The sequence below is a fragment of the Streptomyces triticisoli genome (assembly GCF_003270085.1).
Taxonomy (GTDB): Bacteria; Actinomycetota; Actinomycetes; order Streptomycetales; family Streptomycetaceae; genus Streptomyces; species Streptomyces triticisoli.
The window spans coordinates 16,370-33,062 of record NZ_QFDQ01000242.1 but is presented as its reverse complement, the minus strand read 5'-3'; the positions used below and the strand labels follow the sequence as shown (position 1 = coordinate 33,062).

General features: G+C 70.3%; 16 protein-coding genes. 14 read left to right on the top strand and 2 right to left on the bottom strand.

The annotated features are described in order from the left end of the window. The first annotated feature begins 158 nt into the window (after positions 1-158). From DEP02_RS28905 to DEP02_RS28860, 10 genes are all read left to right on the top strand, one after another. Positions 159-1,088, top strand: coding sequence for an ABC transporter permease (locus DEP02_RS28905; RefSeq protein WP_112470625.1), 930 nt, complete (start codon positions 159-161; stop codon positions 1,086-1,088). After that, positions 1,081-2,040 carry an ABC transporter permease gene (locus tag DEP02_RS28900; RefSeq protein WP_112470624.1) on the top strand — a complete coding sequence of 320 codons (960 nt, stop codon included), beginning with the start codon at positions 1,081-1,083 and terminating at the stop codon, positions 2,038-2,040. The genes DEP02_RS28905 and DEP02_RS28900 overlap by 8 nt, the downstream gene beginning before the upstream one ends. 11 nt (positions 2,041-2,051) lie before the next feature. Further along, positions 2,052-3,110: an ABC transporter ATP-binding protein gene (locus DEP02_RS28895; RefSeq protein ID WP_112470623.1), complete on the top strand. Its 1,059-nt coding sequence runs from the start codon at positions 2,052-2,054 to the stop codon at positions 3,108-3,110. After that, on the top strand, positions 3,103-4,263 hold the full coding sequence (locus DEP02_RS28890) for an ABC transporter ATP-binding protein (RefSeq protein ID WP_112470622.1): 1,161 nt from the start codon (positions 3,103-3,105) through the stop codon (positions 4,261-4,263). The genes DEP02_RS28895 and DEP02_RS28890 overlap by 8 nt, the downstream gene beginning before the upstream one ends. Before the next feature lie 85 nt (positions 4,264-4,348). Then, entirely contained in the window at positions 4,349-4,747 is a 399-nt protein-coding gene (locus DEP02_RS28885) for a VOC family protein (RefSeq protein WP_112470621.1), read from the top strand. A 168-nt stretch (positions 4,748-4,915) separates the two neighbouring features. Beyond that, entirely contained in the window at positions 4,916-6,538 is a 1,623-nt protein-coding gene (locus tag DEP02_RS28880) for a peptide ABC transporter substrate-binding protein (protein ID WP_112470620.1), read from the top strand. Positions 6,539-6,543: 5 nt separating this feature from the next. After that, a complete protein-coding gene (locus tag DEP02_RS28875) occupies positions 6,544-7,467 on the top strand; it encodes an ABC transporter permease (protein WP_112470619.1) in 924 nt (307 codons plus the stop codon). Continuing rightward, positions 7,460-8,473, top strand: coding sequence for an ABC transporter permease (locus tag DEP02_RS28870; protein WP_112470618.1), 1,014 nt, complete (start codon positions 7,460-7,462; stop codon positions 8,471-8,473). Before DEP02_RS28875 ends, DEP02_RS28870 begins: the two co-directional genes overlap by 8 nt. Before the next feature lie 7 nt (positions 8,474-8,480). Then, the gene (locus DEP02_RS28865; RefSeq protein ID WP_112470617.1) at positions 8,481-9,467 is read left to right on the top strand and encodes an ABC transporter ATP-binding protein; all 987 of its coding nucleotides are present in this window, start codon (positions 8,481-8,483) and stop codon (positions 9,465-9,467) included. Next, on the top strand, positions 9,448-10,515 hold the full coding sequence (locus DEP02_RS28860) for an ABC transporter ATP-binding protein (RefSeq protein ID WP_112470616.1): 1,068 nt from the start codon (positions 9,448-9,450) through the stop codon (positions 10,513-10,515). The genes DEP02_RS28865 and DEP02_RS28860 overlap by 20 nt, the downstream gene beginning before the upstream one ends. An 8-nt stretch (positions 10,516-10,523) precedes the next feature. On the opposite strand, the gene DEP02_RS28855 is transcribed toward DEP02_RS28860, so the two are convergent. Then, a complete protein-coding gene (locus tag DEP02_RS28855; RefSeq protein ID WP_112470615.1) occupies positions 10,524-12,641 on the bottom strand; it encodes a S9 family peptidase in 2,118 nt (705 codons plus the stop codon). A gap of 210 nt (positions 12,642-12,851) precedes the next feature. Between DEP02_RS28855 and DEP02_RS28850 the strand changes: the two genes are divergently transcribed. After that, positions 12,852-13,046, top strand: coding sequence for a hypothetical protein (locus tag DEP02_RS28850; protein WP_112470614.1), 195 nt, complete (start codon positions 12,852-12,854; stop codon positions 13,044-13,046). Between the two features lie 647 nt (positions 13,047-13,693). Here DEP02_RS28850 and DEP02_RS28845 read toward each other — a convergent pair. Continuing rightward, positions 13,694-14,455: a PIG-L deacetylase family protein gene (locus DEP02_RS28845; RefSeq protein WP_112470613.1), complete on the bottom strand. Its 762-nt coding sequence runs from the start codon at positions 14,453-14,455 to the stop codon at positions 13,694-13,696. A gap of 398 nt (positions 14,456-14,853) precedes the next feature. On the opposite strand from DEP02_RS28845, the gene DEP02_RS28835 reads away from it, so the two are divergent. The 3 genes from DEP02_RS28835 (at position 14,854) to DEP02_RS28825 (ending at position 16,603) form a co-directional block, all read left to right on the top strand. Continuing rightward, positions 14,854-15,216 carry a hypothetical protein gene (locus tag DEP02_RS28835; RefSeq protein ID WP_232839315.1) on the top strand — a complete coding sequence of 121 codons (363 nt, stop codon included), beginning with the start codon at positions 14,854-14,856 and terminating at the stop codon, positions 15,214-15,216. 89 nt (positions 15,217-15,305) lie between these two features. After that, on the top strand, positions 15,306-16,190 hold the full coding sequence (mshB, locus tag DEP02_RS28830) for an N-acetyl-1-D-myo-inositol-2-amino-2-deoxy-alpha-D-glucopyranoside deacetylase (protein ID WP_112470612.1): 885 nt from the start codon (positions 15,306-15,308) through the stop codon (positions 16,188-16,190). A gap of 20 nt (positions 16,191-16,210) precedes the next feature. Continuing rightward, complete coding sequence (locus tag DEP02_RS28825) at positions 16,211-16,603, top strand: DUF6113 family protein (RefSeq protein WP_112470611.1); 393 nt, start codon at positions 16,211-16,213, stop codon at positions 16,601-16,603. Positions 16,604-16,693 lie beyond the last annotated feature (90 nt).

The window sequence follows — 16,693 nt, the reverse complement described above, 5'->3', positions numbered from 1 at the left end:
CCGCCGCCGGTCGCCCGACCGGCGGCGGCGGAGGCCGCAGGGTCGTCCTCCCCCCGCTCCTCCTCGGCCCCTTCGGCTTCCGCGAAGGTGCGGAGAACTGCACGGAGGGTTCCTCTACCGGACGGCCCCGGCTGCAGTCATCCCACACGGAGGCACCCATGGGGCGTTATGTCGCACGACGACTGCTCCAGATGATCCCGGTATTCCTCGGATCAACTTTCCTGATCTTCATGATGATGTACGTCCTGCCCGGTGACCCCGTGAGGGCGCTCATGGGGGACCAGGCGTACGACCCGACCGTGGTCGCGAACATCAGACACGACCTCGGACTCGACCGTCCTTGGTGGTGGCAGTACGGCCATTACCTGGGCGGCATGTTCCAGGGCGACTTCGGCACCGAGATCGCGAGCAAGCGTGAGGTCGCGGAGATCATCGTCGACGCGTTCCCGGTGACCATCCGTCTCACCCTGTTCGCCTTCACCTTCATGGTGGTCGTCGGAATCAGCCTGGGTGTCATCGCCGGCCTCCGTCCGGACTCCGTCCAGGACCGCGGGCTGCTGACCCTCACGCTGATCCTGATCTCGATGCCCTCCTTCGTGCTGGGTTACCTGCTGCAGTACATCTTCGCCTTCCAGCTGCAGATGATCACCCCGACCGTGCAGGACTCCGAGAACTTCGGCGACCTCTTCCTGCCCGCGCTCGTCCTGGGATCCCTCTCGCTGGCGTACGTGGCCCGGCTGACCCGTACGTCGATGGCGGAGAACCTGCGAGCCGACTACATGCGCACCGCCGTGGCCAAGGGACTGCCGCGCCGCAGGGTCGTCGGCGTGCACCTCATGCGCAACTCCCTGATCCCCGTCGTCACCTTCCTCGGCACCGACATCGGCAACCTGATGACCGGCGCCATCGTGACCGAGGGCATCTTCAACGTGCAGGGCGTCGGCAACGCCATCTACGAGGCCCTCACCCGCAGGGAGGGCGCCACGGTCGTCGGCATCGCCTCGCTGATCGTGATCGTCTACCTGCTCACCAGCCTGCTCGTCGACCTGCTCTACGCGGTCCTGGACCCGAGGATCCGGTATGCCTGAGAAGACCGCTGACAAGGTCGAGCTGCCCGAGGCGACCGGTACGGCGTCCGAGGCCACCGCTCCCGAGGCCGGGGTGCCCGCCTCGGCGAAGGCGCGCAGCCTCTGGTCCGACGCCTGGCACGACCTGCGCCGCAACCCGCTCTTCCTGGTCTCGGCCGTACTGATCGTGCTGCTGCTCGTGATGGCGACCGCGCCGTCGCTGTTCACCAGCGCCTCGCCGCGCGACGCCGATCTGGCCAAGCACTACCTCCAGCCCCCGAACTGGAGCCACTTCTTCGCGGCCGACTGGTTCGGGTACGACGGCCAGGGGCGCTCCATCTACGCCCGGGTCATTTACGGGGCCCGCGCCTCGATTCTGGTGGGCGTCGGTGTGACCGTGGCGGTGGCCATCCTCGGCACCCTGGTCGGCATGATCGCCGGCTACTTCGGGGGTCTGGTCGACACCCTGCTCTCCCGGATCACCGACATCTTCATGGGTATCCCGTACCTGCTCGGCGCCCTGGTCGTCCTCACCACCTTCACCGAGCGCAAGATCTGGGTCGTCATCCTGGCCATGGCCTTCCTCGGCTGGACGACGATCGCCCGCGTTGCCCGCGGTGCCGTGGTCACCATCAAGCAGTCCGACTACGTCGTCGCGGCCAAGGCGCTCGGCGCCTCCACCTCGCGCATCCTGTTCAGGCACATCCTGCCCAACGCGCTCGCCCCCATCATCGTCGTGGCGACCATCGCACTGGGCGGCTACATCGTGGCCGAGGCCACGCTGTCCTTCCTCGGCGTCGGTCTCGCCGAGCCCACGGTGTCCTGGGGTGTGGACGTGTCCACGGGGCGGCAGCAGCTGCGCAACGCGCCGTACGTCCTGATCGTTCCCTCGGTCATGATCTCGATCACGGTGCTCTCGTTCCTCATGTTCGGCGATGCGGTACGCAACGCCCTCGACCCCAAGCTGCGCTGAGGGAGGCGTACGTGACCATCATCGACAAGCCCGCGGACGTTCCCGCGCCCCGTCCGGACGCCGACTCCGGCGGTCCGCTCCTCGAAGTCCGCGACCTGCACGTGGAGTTCAGGACCCGGGACGGCGTCGCCAAGGCCGTCAACGGGGTCAACTACACGGTCAGCGCCGGTGAGACGCTCGCCGTGCTCGGCGAGTCCGGTTCCGGCAAGTCCGTGACCGCGCAGGCGATCATGGGCATCCTCGACATGCCGCCCGGACGGATCCCCAAGGGGGAGATCCTCTTCCGCGGCGAGGACATGCTGAAGATGTCCGAGGACGAGCGGCGGAAGATCCGCGGCCGGAAGATCGCCATGATCTTCCAGGACGCGCTGTCCTCGCTGAACCCGGTGCTCTCCGTGGGCTACCAGCTCGGCGAGATGTTCCGGGTCCACCTGGGCCTGTCCAAGAAGGAGGCCAAGGCCAGGTCCATCGAGCTGATGGACCAGGTCAAGATCCCCGCGGCGGCGGCACGGGTGGGGGACTACCCGCACCAGTTCTCCGGCGGTATGCGCCAGCGCATCATGATCGCCATGGCGCTGGCCCTGGAGCCGGACCTGATCATCGCCGACGAGCCCACCACGGCGCTCGACGTGACGGTGCAGGCCCAGGTGATGGACCTGCTCGCGGAACTGCAGCGCGAGTACAACATGGGCCTGATCCTGATCACCCACGACCTGGGCGTGGTCGCGGACGTCGCCGACAAGATCGCGGTGATGTACGCCGGCCGCATCGTCGAGACCGCCCCCGTGCACGAGCTGTACAAGCGACCTTCGCACCCCTACACGCAGGGCCTGCTCGACTCGATCCCGCGCCTGGACCAGAAGGGTCAGGAGCTCTACGCGATCAAGGGCCTGCCGCCCAACCTCACCCGTATCCCGTCCGGCTGCGCCTTCAACCCGCGCTGCCCCAAGGCGCAGGACATCTGCCGTACGGAGATCCCGGCCCTGCACCCGGTCACCGAGCAGGACGGCACCGAACTGCCCGGGCGGGGTTCGGCGTGCCACTTCTGGAAGGAGACGATCCATGGCTGAGCCCTCGAAGCTCGCGAAGGACGACGAGCCGAAGGACGACGCCACGCCGAACGTCTCCGAGGTGGAAACCGTCGACGTGACCACCGAGGAGGAGGCGGTCGCCGCCCTCGACGCGACCGTCGAGCGAGGCGAGCCCATCCTCCAGGTGCGCAACCTGGTCAAGCACTTCCCGCTGACCCAGGGCATCTTGTTCAAGAAGCAGATCGGCGCGGTCAAGGCGGTCGACGGGGTCTCCTTCGACCTGTACCAGGGCGAGACCCTCGGCATCGTGGGCGAGTCCGGCTGCGGCAAGTCCACCGTCGCCAAGCTGCTGATGAACCTGGAGCAGGCGACCGCCGGCGAGATCTTCTACAAGGGCCAGGACATCACCCGGCTGTCCGGGCGCGCGCTGAAGGCGGTGCGCCGCAACATCCAGATGGTGTTCCAGGACCCGTACACCTCGCTGAACCCCCGGATGACGGTGGGCGACATCATCGGCGAGCCCTTCGACATCCACCCCGAGGTGGCCCCGAAGGGCGACCGGCGCCGCAAGGTGCAGGAGCTGCTGGACGTCGTCGGTCTCAACCCGGAGTACATCAACCGCTACCCGCACCAGTTCTCCGGCGGTCAGCGCCAGCGCATCGGCATCGCCCGCGGCCTCGCGCTCAACCCCGAGATCATCATCTGCGACGAGCCGGTCTCGGCGCTGGACGTCTCCGTCCAGGCGCAGGTCATCAACCTGATGGAGAGGCTGCAGGACGAGTTCAACCTGTCCTACCTCTTCATCGCGCACGACCTGTCGATCGTCCGGCACATCTCGGACCGCGTGGGCGTGATGTACCTCGGCAAGATCGCCGAGATCGGCACGGACGAGCAGATCTACGAGCACCCGACGCACCCCTACACCCAGGCGCTGCTGTCGGCGGTCCCCGTGCCGGACCCGGACGCCCGCGAGGGACGTGAGCGGATCATCCTCACCGGCGACGTGCCGTCCCCGGCCAACCCGCCCTCGGGCTGCCGCTTCCGCACCCGCTGCTGGAAGGCCCAGGACAAGTGCGCCGAGGAGGTCCCGCTCCTCGCCATCCCCGAGCGCTTCAAGGGCACGGACTCCCCGGCGGCCCACGAGTCGGCCTGCCACTTCGCCGAGGAGAAGGACGTCGTCCACGCGGCGTGAGGTCCGTACGGCCGTTTTCGGTTCCCGGCGTCCCCCAGGGGCGCCGGGAACCGGCGTTTTCCGGAAGAAGCCGCGAAGGAACCGGATGCTGCACCACGTCGAACTCTGGGTCCCCGACCTGCTCCGCGCGGTCCGCTCCTGGGGCTGGCTGCTCGGCCGCCTCGGCTACCGGCCGCACCAGGAGTGGGAGCACGGTCGCAGCTGGCGACAGGGGGCGACCTACCTCGTGGTCGAGCAGTCCCCGGCGATGAGGGACGGCGGCCACGACCGGACGCGCCCCGGCCTCAACCACCTCGCCTTCCACGCCGGCACTCCGGCCCAGGTCGACGCGCTGATGCGGGACGCGCCCGCGTACGGCTGGTCCCCGCTCTTCACCGACCGCTACCCGCACGCCGGAGGCCCCGAGCACTACGCCGGCTATCTCGCCGACGCCGACGGGTTCGAGGTGGAGCTGGTGGCCACCTCCGGCACCGAGCAGCACTGAGCCGGAAGCCGGAAGCCGGACGGCCGGACCGGGCCCGCGGTGGGGTGAGCCCGCGGTGCGGTGGAGCCGTCCGGCTGGAGCGGTGGGCCCGGCGGTGCGGCAAGTGTGCGATATGCGGGTAATGTGCTGATATGTCCTCAGGTCATCGCACCCCGAGGAGGCACACCCATGCGTGGAGTCGCACGCACCCGGTGGGTCGCGGGTGCGGCGGTGGTCCTGCTCGCCCTCGCCGCCTGCGGAGGCGGGGCGAGCGGCAGCAGTGGCGGCAGGGTGCTCAGCTCCTCCTGGGGCGACCCGCAGAACCCGCTGGAGCCGTCCAACACCAACGAGGTGCAGGGCGGCAAGGTCCTCGACATGATCTTTCGGGGGCTGAAGCGGTACGACCCGAAGACCGGCAAGGCCGAGAACATGCTCGCCGAGCGGATCGACACCACCGATTCCCGGCACTTCACCATCACCGTCAAGAACGGCTGGAAGTTCAGCAACGGCGAGCCGGTCACCGCCAGGTCCTTCGTCGACGCCTGGAACTACGGCGCGAGCCTCAGGAACAACCAGAAGAACGCGTACTTCTTCGGCTACATCCAGGGCTACGACAAGGTCCACCCCGAAACCGGCACCCAGACCGCCGACACCCTCTCCGGGCTGAAGGTCACCGGCCCGCGCACCTTCACCGTCACCCTCGGCCAGAAGTTCTCCACCTTCCCCGACACCCTCGGCTACGCAGCCTTCGCCCCACTGCCCCGCACCTTCTTCACCCACCACTCCGCCTGGCTGGACAAGCCCGTCGGCAACGGCCCGTACACCATCGAGTCGTACACCAAGGGTTCCCAGATGACCCTGCGGAGGTGGGCCGGCTACCCGGGCCCCGACAAGGCCCGCAACGACGGCGTGACCCTGGTCGTCTACACCGACAACAACACCGCGTACACCGACGTCCTGGCCGGCAACCTCGACCTCGTCGACGACATCCCCGCCAGCCAGCTCAAGAACGTCAGGACCGATCTGGGCGGCCGCTACATCAACACCCCGGCCGGCATCCTGCAGACCCTCGCCTTCCCGTTCTACGACCCGAAGTGGAACACCAGCGGGGCCAAGAAGGTCCGCACCGGCCTGTCCATGGCCATCAACCGCGAGCAGATCACCCGGACCATCTTCCGGGGCACCCGCACCCCCGCCACCGACTGGACCTCCCCGGTCCTCGGCACCGACGGCGGCTACAAGCCGGGCCTGTGCGGCAGGGCCTGCGCGTACGACCCCGCGGCGGCCAGGAAGCTGGTCCAGGAGGGCGGCGGGATCCCCGGCGGCCGGCTGAGCATCACGTACAACGCGGACACGGGCTCGCACAAGCAGTGGGTGGACGCCGTGTGCAACTCCATCAACAACGCGCTCGGCAACGACAGGGTCTGCGTCGGCAACCCGGTCGGAACCTTCGCCGACTTCCGCAACCAGATCGGCCGGCACAAGATGACCGGACCCTTCCGGGCCGGCTGGCAGATGGACTACCCGCTCATCCAGAACTTCCTCCAGCCGCTCTACTACACGGGCGCCTCCTCCAACGACGGCAAGTGGTCCAACAGGCAGTTCGACCACCTCGTCGACCGGGCCAACGCCGAGAGTGACAAGAACAGGGCGATCCGGCTGTTCCAGCAGGCCGAGGGCGTCGTACGCGACAACATGGCCGCCATCCCGCTCTGGTACCAGAACGGCAGCGCCGGCTACACCGACCGGCTGCACGACGTCGCGCTCAACCCCTTCAGCGTCCCCGTCTACGACGAGATCAGGGTCGGCTGATCCACATGGGACGCTACGTCGCGCGCCGGCTGCTCCAGATGATCCCCGTCTTCTTCGGGGCCACTCTGCTGATCTTCCTCATGGTCAACGTGATGGGCGACCCCATCGCCGGACTGTGCGGCGAACGCGCCTGCGACACCGCCACCGCCGCCCAGCTCAGGCGGCAGTTCGGCCTCGACCAGCCGCTGTGGCAGCAATACACGACCTACATGGGCAACGTCTTCACCGGCGACTTCGGGTCGGCGTTCAACGGCCAGCCCGTCACCCAGCTGATGGCGTCGGCGTTTCCCGTCACCATCCGGCTGACCGTCGTCGCGATCCTCTTCGAGATCGTCATCGGCATCGCGCTCGGCGTGGTGAGCGGACTGCGCCGCGGCCGGCCCGTGGACACCTCGGTCCTCGTCCTCACCCTCGTCGTCATCTCCGTCCCCACCTTCGTCACCGGCCTGCTCCTGCAACTGCTCCTCGGCGTCCAGTGGGCCTGGATCAAACCCTCCGTCTCCCCGGAGGCCTCCTTCGGCGAGCTGATCGTGCCCGGCCTGGTCCTCGCCTCCGTCTCCCTCGCCTACGTCACCCGCCTGACCCGCACCTCCCTCGCCGAGAACCAGCGCTCCGACTACCTCCGCACGGCCGTCGCCAAGGGCCTGCCCCGCCGCCGGATCGTCGTCCGGCACCTGCTGCGCAACTCGCTCATCCCGGTGGTCACCTTCATCGGCACCGACATCGGCGCCCTGATGGGCGGCGCCATCGTCACCGAGCGCATCTTCAACATCCACGGCGTCGGCTACCAGCTCTACCAGGGCATCCTCCGCCAGAACACCCAGACCGTCGTCGGCTTCGTCACCGTCCTCGTCCTGGTCTTCCTGGTCGCCAACCTGCTCGTGGACCTGCTGTACGCCGTACTCGACCCGAGGATCCGCTATGCCTGAGCAGCCGCCGCCCCACGAGCCCGAGCGCGCCGTGGCCGGCACCGGCATGGGCGGCGCGATGGACCTCGGGGCGAGGGAGGCGAGCACCCTGGAGGGGGCGCCCGGCGGCCCCGAGAGCACCGGCCCCGTCGCGCTGCGTTCATCAGCCGCCTCCGGCGGACGGGCCCGTTCCCTGTGGTCCGACGCCTGGCGCGACCTGCGCCGCAACCCCGTCTTCCTGGTCTCCGCGCTGGTGATCTGCTTCCTGGTCGTCATCGCGATCCGGCCGTCCCTGATCGCCCCGGGCAACCCCCTCACCTGCGACCTGGCCAGGGCTCAGGACGGCCCGGCGCCCGGCCACCCCTTCGGCTTCGACGGCCAGGGCTGCGACGTCTACACCCGCACCGTCCACGGCGCCCGCGCCTCCGTCACGGTCGGCGTGTGCGCCACGCTCGGGGTCGCGCTCCTCGGTTCGGTGCTGGGCGGACTCGCCGGGTACTTCGGCGGGGCCTCGGACGCCCTCCTGTCCCGGGCCACCGACATCTTCTTCGCCATCCCCGTCGTCCTCGGCGGCCTCGTCCTGCTGTCCGTCGTCACCAGCAACACCGTCTGGCCGGTCGTCGGGTTCATCGTGCTGCTGGGCTGGCCGCAGATCTTCCGCATCGCGCGCGGCTCGGTCATCGCCGCCAAACAGCAGGACTACGTCCAGGCCGCCCGCGCCCTCGGCGCCTCCCACTCCCGCATCCTGCTGCGCCACATCGCGCCCAACGCCGTCGCCCCGGTGATCGTCGTCGCCACCATCGCGCTCGGCACGTACATCGCGCTGGAGGCCACCCTGTCCTACCTCGGCGTCGGACTGAAGCCGCCCAGCGTCTCCTGGGGCATCGACATCTCCGCCGCCTCCCCCTACGTCCGCAACGCCCCGCACGCCCTGCTGTGGCCCGCCGGCGCCCTCGCGATCACGGTCCTGGCCTTCATCATGCTCGGCGACGCGGTGCGCGACGCCCTCGACCCGAGGCTGAGGTGAGGGCGTCGTGCTGCTCGAAGTCCGTGATCTGCGGGTGGAGTTCCGCACCCGGGACGGGGTGGTCCACGCCGTCAACGGGGTCACGTGCGAGGTGGACGCGGGCGAGACTCTCGCCGTGCTGGGGGAGTCCGGCTCCGGCAAGTCCGTCACCGCGCAGGCGATCATGGGCATCCTCGACATCCCGCCCGGCCGGATCGGCGGCGGCCAGGTCCTCTTCCGCGGCACGGACCTGCTGACGCTGAAGGAGGAGGAGCGGCGCAGGATCCGGGGCGCCGAGATGGCGATGATCTTCCAGGACTCCCTGTCCGCCCTGAACCCCGTGATGACGGTCGGCGCCCAGCTCGGCGAGATGTTCACCGTGCACCGGGGCATGTCCCGCAAGGACGCCCGCGCCAGGGCGGTGGAGCTGATGGACCGGGTCCGCATCCCGGCCGCCTCCCAGCGGGTGCGCGACTACCCCCACCAGTTCTCCGGCGGCATGCGCCAGCGCATCATGATCGCCATGGCGCTGGCCCTGGAACCCGCGCTCATCATCGCCGACGAGCCCACCACCGCCCTCGACGTCACCGTCCAGGCCCAGGTGATGGACCTGCTCGCCGAGCTCCGGAGCGAGTACGGGATGGGCCTCCTCCTCATCACCCACGACCTGGGCGTGGTCGCCGACGTCGCCGACCGGATCGCGGTGATGTACGCGGGCCGGATCGTGGAGTCGGCGCCGGTCCACGACATCTACAAGGCACCCGCGCACCCTTACACGAGGGGCCTGCTGGACTCGATCCCCCGCCTGGACCACAAGGGCCGGGAGCTCTACGCCATCAGGGGCCTGCCGCCCAACCTCCAGGCCATCCCGCCCGGTTGCGCCTTCCATCCCCGCTGCCCCCTGGCCCGGGACGTGTGCCGGAAGGACGTACCGCCCCTGTACGAGGTCTCCGGAACCCGCACGAGCGCCTGCCACTTCTGGAGGGAGTGCCTGGATGGCCGAGCCGATTCTTGAGGTGCGCGGGCTCGTCAAGCACTACCCGCTCACCCGGGGCGTCCTGTTCAAGAAGCAGATCGGCGAGGTCAGGGCGGTCGACGGCGTGGACTTCACCCTCGACAGGGGCGAGACCCTCGGCATCGTCGGGGAGTCCGGCTGCGGCAAGTCGACGGTCGCGAAGACGCTGTGCAACCTGGAGCGGCCCACGGCCGGCGAGATCCGTTACCGCGGCGAGGACATCACCCGGCTGTCCGGCAAGGCCCTGAAAGCGGTGCGCCGCAACATCCAGATGGTGTTCCAGGACCCGTACACCTCCCTCAACCCCCGCATGACGGTGGGCGACATCATCGGCGAGCCCTACGAGATCCACCCCGAGGTGGCCCCGAAGGGCGACCGGCACCGCAAGGTGCGGGAGCTGCTGGACGTGGTCGGTCTCGACCCGGAGTACGTCAACCGCTACCCGCACCAGTTCTCCGGCGGCCAGCGCCAGCGCATCGGCATCGCGCGGGCGCTGGCGCTGCGCCCGGAGATCGTCGTCGCCGACGAGCCGGTCTCCGCCCTGGACGTGTCCGTGCAGGCCCAGGTGATCAACCTGATGGAGCGGCTGCAGACGGAGTTCGAGCTGTCCTACGTCTTCATCGCGCACGACCTGTCCGTCGTGCGGCACATCTCCGACCGGGTGGGGGTGATGTACCTCGGGCGGATCGTCGAGATCGGCACGGACGAGCAGATCTACGAGCACCCGACGCACCCCTACACCCAGGCGCTGCTGTCCGCCGTACCCGTGCCGGACCCGGACGCCCGGGAGCGCCGGGAGCGGATCATCCTCTCGGGTGATGTGCCGTCCCCGACGGACATCCCCTCCGGCTGCCGCTTCCGCACCCGCTGCTGGAAGGCGCGGGAGCGCTGCGCGCTGGAGGTGCCGCCGCTGGCGGTGCCCGCGGAGTTCCGCTACGACACCGGGCCGCAGGTGCACGACTCGGCGTGCCACTTCGCGGCGGAGCGGCAGGTGGTACCGCCCAGGGAGCGGGACGCCGGCGGGGACAGCAGCACGAGAGCACACTGAGCGAAGGCTCAGACGAGCCCCAGGGAGCGCTTGAGGAAGTCCACCTGGAGCAGCAGCAGGTTCTCGGCGACCTGCTCCTGCGGGGTCATGTGGGTGACCCCGGACAGCGGCAGCACCTCGTGCGGGCGGCCGGCGGCGAGCAGCGCGGAGGACAGCCGCAGGGCGTGGGCGACCACCACGTTGTCGTCGGCCAGGCCGTGCACGATCATCAGCGGCCGGTGCGGTGCGGCCGGGGCGGACAGCCCGTCGTCGGTGACCAGGGAACTGCGGGCGTACGTCTCCGGGTGCGCGGCCGGGTCGCCCAGGTACCGCTCGGTGTAGTGGGTGTCGTACAGCCGCCAGTCGGTGACCGGGGCGCCCGCGATGCCCGCGTGGAAGACGTCCGGGCGGCGCAGCACGGCCAGGGCGGCCAGATAGCCGCCGTAGGACCAGCCGCGGATCGCCACCCGGTCGAGGTCGAGGGGGTGGGTCTCGGCGAGGTCGTGCAGGGCCTCGATCTGGTCGTCGAGGGAGACCGTGAAGTCGTGGTGGACAGCCTTCTCCCAGGCGGGGGAGCGCCCCGGGGTGCCCCGGCCGTCGGCGACGACCACCGCGAACCCCTGGTCGGCGAACCACTGGGAGGTGAGGTGCGCGTTGTGCGCGGCGACCACGCGGGGGCCGTGCGGACCGCCGTACGGATCCATGAGCACGGGGAGGGGAGTGTCACCGGGGTAGTCCGTAGGCATAAGCACGGCGCACGGAATTCGGCGTGCGCCCCCCTGAGCGAGGGTCACGCGCGGGGACAGACCGGGATCTTCCGCATGGGACCGGACAGTGGCAACGGTCTTGCCCTCGCGCAGCACCCGCACCCGGGCGCCCGGCCGGTCGAGCGTGGCGGAGACGAGCACGGTCACGCCCCCGGCGCGCACGGCGGAGTGCACGCCGGGCTCCTGGCTCACACGCTCCACGCCGAGCTCGTTGACCCGGTAGACGTGCACCTCGCCGGTCTCGGGCGCGGCGGCCTCCTCGCCGGCCGATGCGGAGACCAGCACGTCGTCGTCCGACACGTCCAGTACGGCACGCAGGTGCAACTGCGCGCCGGTGAACATCCGTTCGCCCACCGCCAGCACCCGTGCGCCGCCCTCGTCCTCGATCCGCACGAGCTGTCCGGAGGGGGACCAGCGCGGCACCCCGGGAAAAAGATCAAGCCAATTTGGGTCTTCGTCGGCGTGCACCATGCGGGTGGTCCCGGTGTCGGGGTCCACGGCCAGGTACAGCTGGCTGCGCTGGTCGCGCGCCTGTACGAGCAGCAGCGGCGCCCCGGCCCTTGACCAGTGCACATGAGCCAGATACGGGTAACGGGCCCGATCCCAGACGACCTCCGTACGGGCCCCGTCGAGTCCGAACACGAACAGCCGTACGTCCGCGTTGGCGGTGCCGGCGGCCGGGTAGCGGACCCGGCTCGGCTCCTGCCCCGGGTGCGCCGGATCGGAGATCCACCACTGTCCCACCGGTGTGTCGTCCACCCGCGCCACCAGCAGCCGGTCCGACTCCGGCGCCCACCAGAAGCCCCGGTGGCGCTGCATCTCCTCGGCCGCGATGAACTCCGCGAGACCGTAGGTGACGCCCTCCGACTCCGGCTCGGCGAGCGCCCGGTCGCCCTCCCCCTCGGCGCCCACGACCCGCAGGGCGCCGCCGACGACGTAGGCGACGTGCCGCCCGTCGGGCGCCGGACGGGGGTCGATCACCGGCCCGGGGACAGGCAGTTCACGTGCCGTACCCGCCCGCAGCTCGGCCGTGAAAAGCCGTCCTGACAAGGCGAAAGACGCCAACTCCACGGCCGTGTCGGTGGTGTACCCGACGATGCCGGCGCCGCCCTCACGGGTCCGTTCCCGGCGCGCCCGCTCCTCGGGGGACAGCCGCTCGGAAGCGCCGCCGAGAAGGGCGCGGGGATCGGCGGCCACCCGCTCCTGACCGTCCGCGAGGTCGAGCACCCAGAGGGAGTTGGCCCGGTCGGTTCCGGAGCCGGAGCGCAGGAACACGACGCGGGAGGCGTCGGGCGCCACGGTGAACGCACGCGGCGCGCCGAGCGTGAACCGCTGGGTGCGGGCGTGCCGTCGGGGGAAGGAGGCAGGCTCTGTCGTCATGCCATGACCATATTGGCCATGCGCCCCCTTGTGCGGCCGTGCGCCACTCGATGCGCGCGTGCGGATAGTTATGATCGTTAGCGCAAAGTGGGTATGAACCTGCTGCCCCCTGTGCGGATCCATCTGTTTCCATAGTTCCGACCGTCCTACCGTCCGACCCCCGATACCCCCGACACCCCGAGTCCTGGGGATCTTTGGAGGTGAGCCGCCGTGGCACTCTCGATTTCGGCGGTGGTGCTGCTGGCGATCATCGTCTTCCTGCTGATCAAGAAGTCGGGCCTCAAGGCCGGCCACGCGATCGTGTGCATGCTCCTGGGCTTCTACCTCGCCTCCTCCACGGTCGCCCCGACGATCAGGGACCTGACGACGAACATCGCGGGGATGCTCGGCAGCATCAAGTTCTGAGCACGGGCCCCGAACCGCACCGACCGCACTGGCCCGGCTCGGATGAGCCGGAGACAGCGGGCTGTGTGGGCTGTGTGGGCTGTGTGTGGGGGGAAGTTGATGCGGCCGTGGCCTGGTGGCGTGGCCGTGGGGCCGCCCGCTTCTCGGGTCAGTGTCGTGCTTCCGCGGCCCGCGTCAAGGGCGCTGCGCGTCGGCTGCGCCGATGGCCCTTTGGGCCACCCTTGACCCGGTCCACTCCAGCACGGAGGGAGAAGCGAGCGGGCGGCCGGAGGAAAGCGGGGGTCCCGGGCGGGCCGGGCCCTTGCGTGGGCTGCGTCCGCACCCGGAGTTGAGGGGGCGCACTCGCGCCTCGCCGGCACGCCGGGCCGGTTCGGCGGCTGCCGGCCGGTGAGGGGTGCGGGATGCGCGTCGGCGGGGTGGGGGCACGCCGGGCCGGCTCAGCGGCGAGCGGTGAGTGGGATGCGCGTCGGCGAGGCGGAGGCACGCCGGACCGGCCAAGCGGCGAACGGTGAGTGGGATGCGCGGGATACGCGTCGGCGAGGCGGAGGCACGCCGGACCGGCTCAGCGACGAACGGTCGGTGGGGGGCGGAGCATGCGGGGGCGGGGGCACGCCGGGCAGGTGCGGCGGCTTGCGGAGCCTGTCTGCTCAGGCGGTCAGTTCCGTCCGGGCCATCGCCGTAGCGACGGGACCGTGGCGGATGTACCACTCCGTGGACAGCAGCGACTCTCGGTCGGCTGCCGGGAGGACGGCAAGCCGGCCTGGTAGAGCTCCCCTCTGCACTTCGGAGCGGTGGGCCAGGATGGCGCCGACCTTCTGCTCAAGCCATGGGCGGACATCAACCGTTGCCGTGACCCATGTGTCCGGGACGCTGTACATCCTCCTGCCTTCCCGGACCAGACGTGCGCCCAGCGTCCGAGCAGCGGAGTCGGGGTGGGTGGCCAGGTAGAGGGCGCTCGGCTGCCAGGGGAGACCCGCATCCGGACAGAGCCGGTCCAACCCGGCGGCCTGGACCGCGAGGGCGGTCACCTTGTGCGTGTGGACGTGGTCAGGGTGCCCGGTCAGTCCGCCGTAGGCGTCATGGGTGACGACGATGTCCGGCCGGAACTCCCGGATGTGTACGACGAGCCGCCGCACCGACTCATCGAGCGGCGCGTCGCAGAACCGGACGCGGCCCGGCGCCGACTGCGGCACGCGCGCATCGGCGTAGCCGAGCATGCGTGGTTCGCCGGAGCCCAGGATGCGCAACGCATCGGCCAACTCTGCGGCACGCCGGGTGCCTTCCGCCCAGGTCGCCGTGATGACTGCGGTTCGAGCCCCTCCGGCCGCGTGCCGAGCGAGCACACCCCCGGCCGACAGCGACTCGTCATCCGGATGAGCAAAAACCGCGAGCAGACTCGGAAGAGGCACAGGCACTCCTCGCCAAAAGAGCGGAACAAGGACCGGAGGGGACAAGTGGCGGATTTGGGCCACAGCATAGAGGCGTGACCTGCGACTTTGTGGTTGCGGTTTGGCCCAAATCCGCCACTTGTCTCGGGATACGTGCCCAGTGAGACTCCTGTGACCGCAGGGGTTTCCGGCACCCGCTCGCCGCTGAGCCGGCCCGGCGTGCCTCTGCCACGCTCGTGGACGCCCTCGCCGACCGCTGGGGCGTGACCGAGGAGCGCTTCCCGCGTAAAACGATCTGAGCCGAACTGAGCCTGCCGCAACCGGAACCCGTCCCCATGTGAGTCGAGTACGCGTACTCATGCCGGGCCGGTCGGTGTGCGGCCATGATCCGTCACTACTGCGGACGGAAAGGAACGAAGGTGAACCCGACCACATGCGCAAGCGGCACCCGCCCGCCTACGCCGCGTCGTACCCGGACCGGCGTCGCCGTACTTGCCGCCGCCGTTCTGTGGGGGCTGACGCTGGTGTCGTGTGCCTGGCTGGCGTACCTCGTCGGCGTGGTGGCCGTGTCGGCCGGGGCGGACGGAGCGTGGGCGTCCGCCGGGAGATTCCTGCTGTGGTGCGCCCTGGTCGTCGTCGGTGCCGCGGGCGCGCTGACCGCGTTCGCCCTCGCGCCCCGCGTCCGCCGGCTGGCCCCGGAGAGCCGCCTGCTCCTGCTGGGCGTACTGGCCTGCCCCGCGCCCACGGTTCTCGCGGTCCTCACTTGGACGGGGCTCACCTGAGGATCGGCGAGCGCGCGTGAGGCTCGGGGCGGGGGAGAGGGGGCCGTACCGCCCCGAAGAGGCGGGCAAGGGCCTCGTAGTGTGGTCCCATGACGGAACGGGCCGCTCGGCGGCTGATGCTGGTGCACGCGCACCCCGATGACGAGTCGATCAACAACGGGGCGACCATGGCGCGGTACGCCGCCGAGGGTGCCCGGGTGACCCTGGTGACCTGCACGCTGGGGGAGCGGGGCGAGGTCATCCCGGCCGAGCTGGGGCATCTGAACGGGACCGCTCTCGGGGCGTACCGGCGGCAGGAGCTCGCCGCGGCCGTGCGGGAGCTCGGGGTGGAGGACTTCCGGCTGCTCGGCGGGGCCGGGCGGTACCAGGACTCCGGGATGATGGGGCTCGCCGACAACGACGACCCCGGCTGTCTGTGGCAGGCCGACGTCGACCAGGCCGCCGAGCACCTCGTCGCCGTGATCCGTGAGGTGCGGCCGCAGGTGCTCGTCACCTACGACGGCAACGGCGGCTACGGCCACCCCGACCACATCCAGGCCCACCGCATCGCCATGCGCGCCGCCGACCTGGCCGCCGACCCCGCCGTACGGCCCGACCTCGGCGAGCCCTGGCGGATCGCCAAGGTGTACTGGAACCGGGTGCCGCGTTCCGTCGCCGAGGCCGCCTTCGCCCGGCTTGAGAGTGATCTGCCGGGGCTGCCGTTCAGCAAGTCCGCCACCGTCGACGACGTTCCCGGGGTCGTCGACGACGAGCAGGTCACCACCCGGATCGACGGGACCGCGTACGCCGCCGCCAAGGCCGCCGCCATGCGGGCGCACGCCACCCAGATCGAGGTGGCCGAGCCGTACTTCGTCCTGTCCAACCAACTGGCCCAGCCCGTCTTCACCACCGAGTACTACGAGCTGGTGCGCGGGGAACACGCGGGCGAGGAAGAGACCGACCTGTTCACCGGGATCGAGGAGGCGGCGTCGTGAGTCCAGGCGGGCCGGGTTCCATGCTCGCGCAGCCCCTCAAGCCCCCCTCCGCCGGGCGGATCGCCGCCTACCTGGGGCTCTTTCTGCTCGGTGCCGTGGTCGGGGGCGCGGGGGCACTCGTACAGGCCGCCTGGTTCCCCGGCGGGCTGCTGCTCGCGCTCGCCGGTGCCGTCGGACTCTTCCTCGGCGGGGCGAGGGTCGCGAACAGCCGGGGCGGGGCCGTGGCGGGGGCCGCCGGCTGGGTCGTCGTCGTCGTCCTGCTCACCACCAGCCGTCCGGAGGGGGACTTCATGTTCGCGGCCGGCATCGGCACCTATGCCTTCCTGTTCGGCGGCATGGCTCTTGCCGTGATCTGCGCCACCATGGCTCGCGGGCGGCAGCCCGACGGCGACGGTGCCCGACTTGGCAAGTGACGTACCACTTCCTCCTGTGCTGCCCGTGTGGGGCCGGTGCGGGTTTCCCCGGCGGTCCCGGGAAACAGGTCGGACGTGGCCAGTATGGTG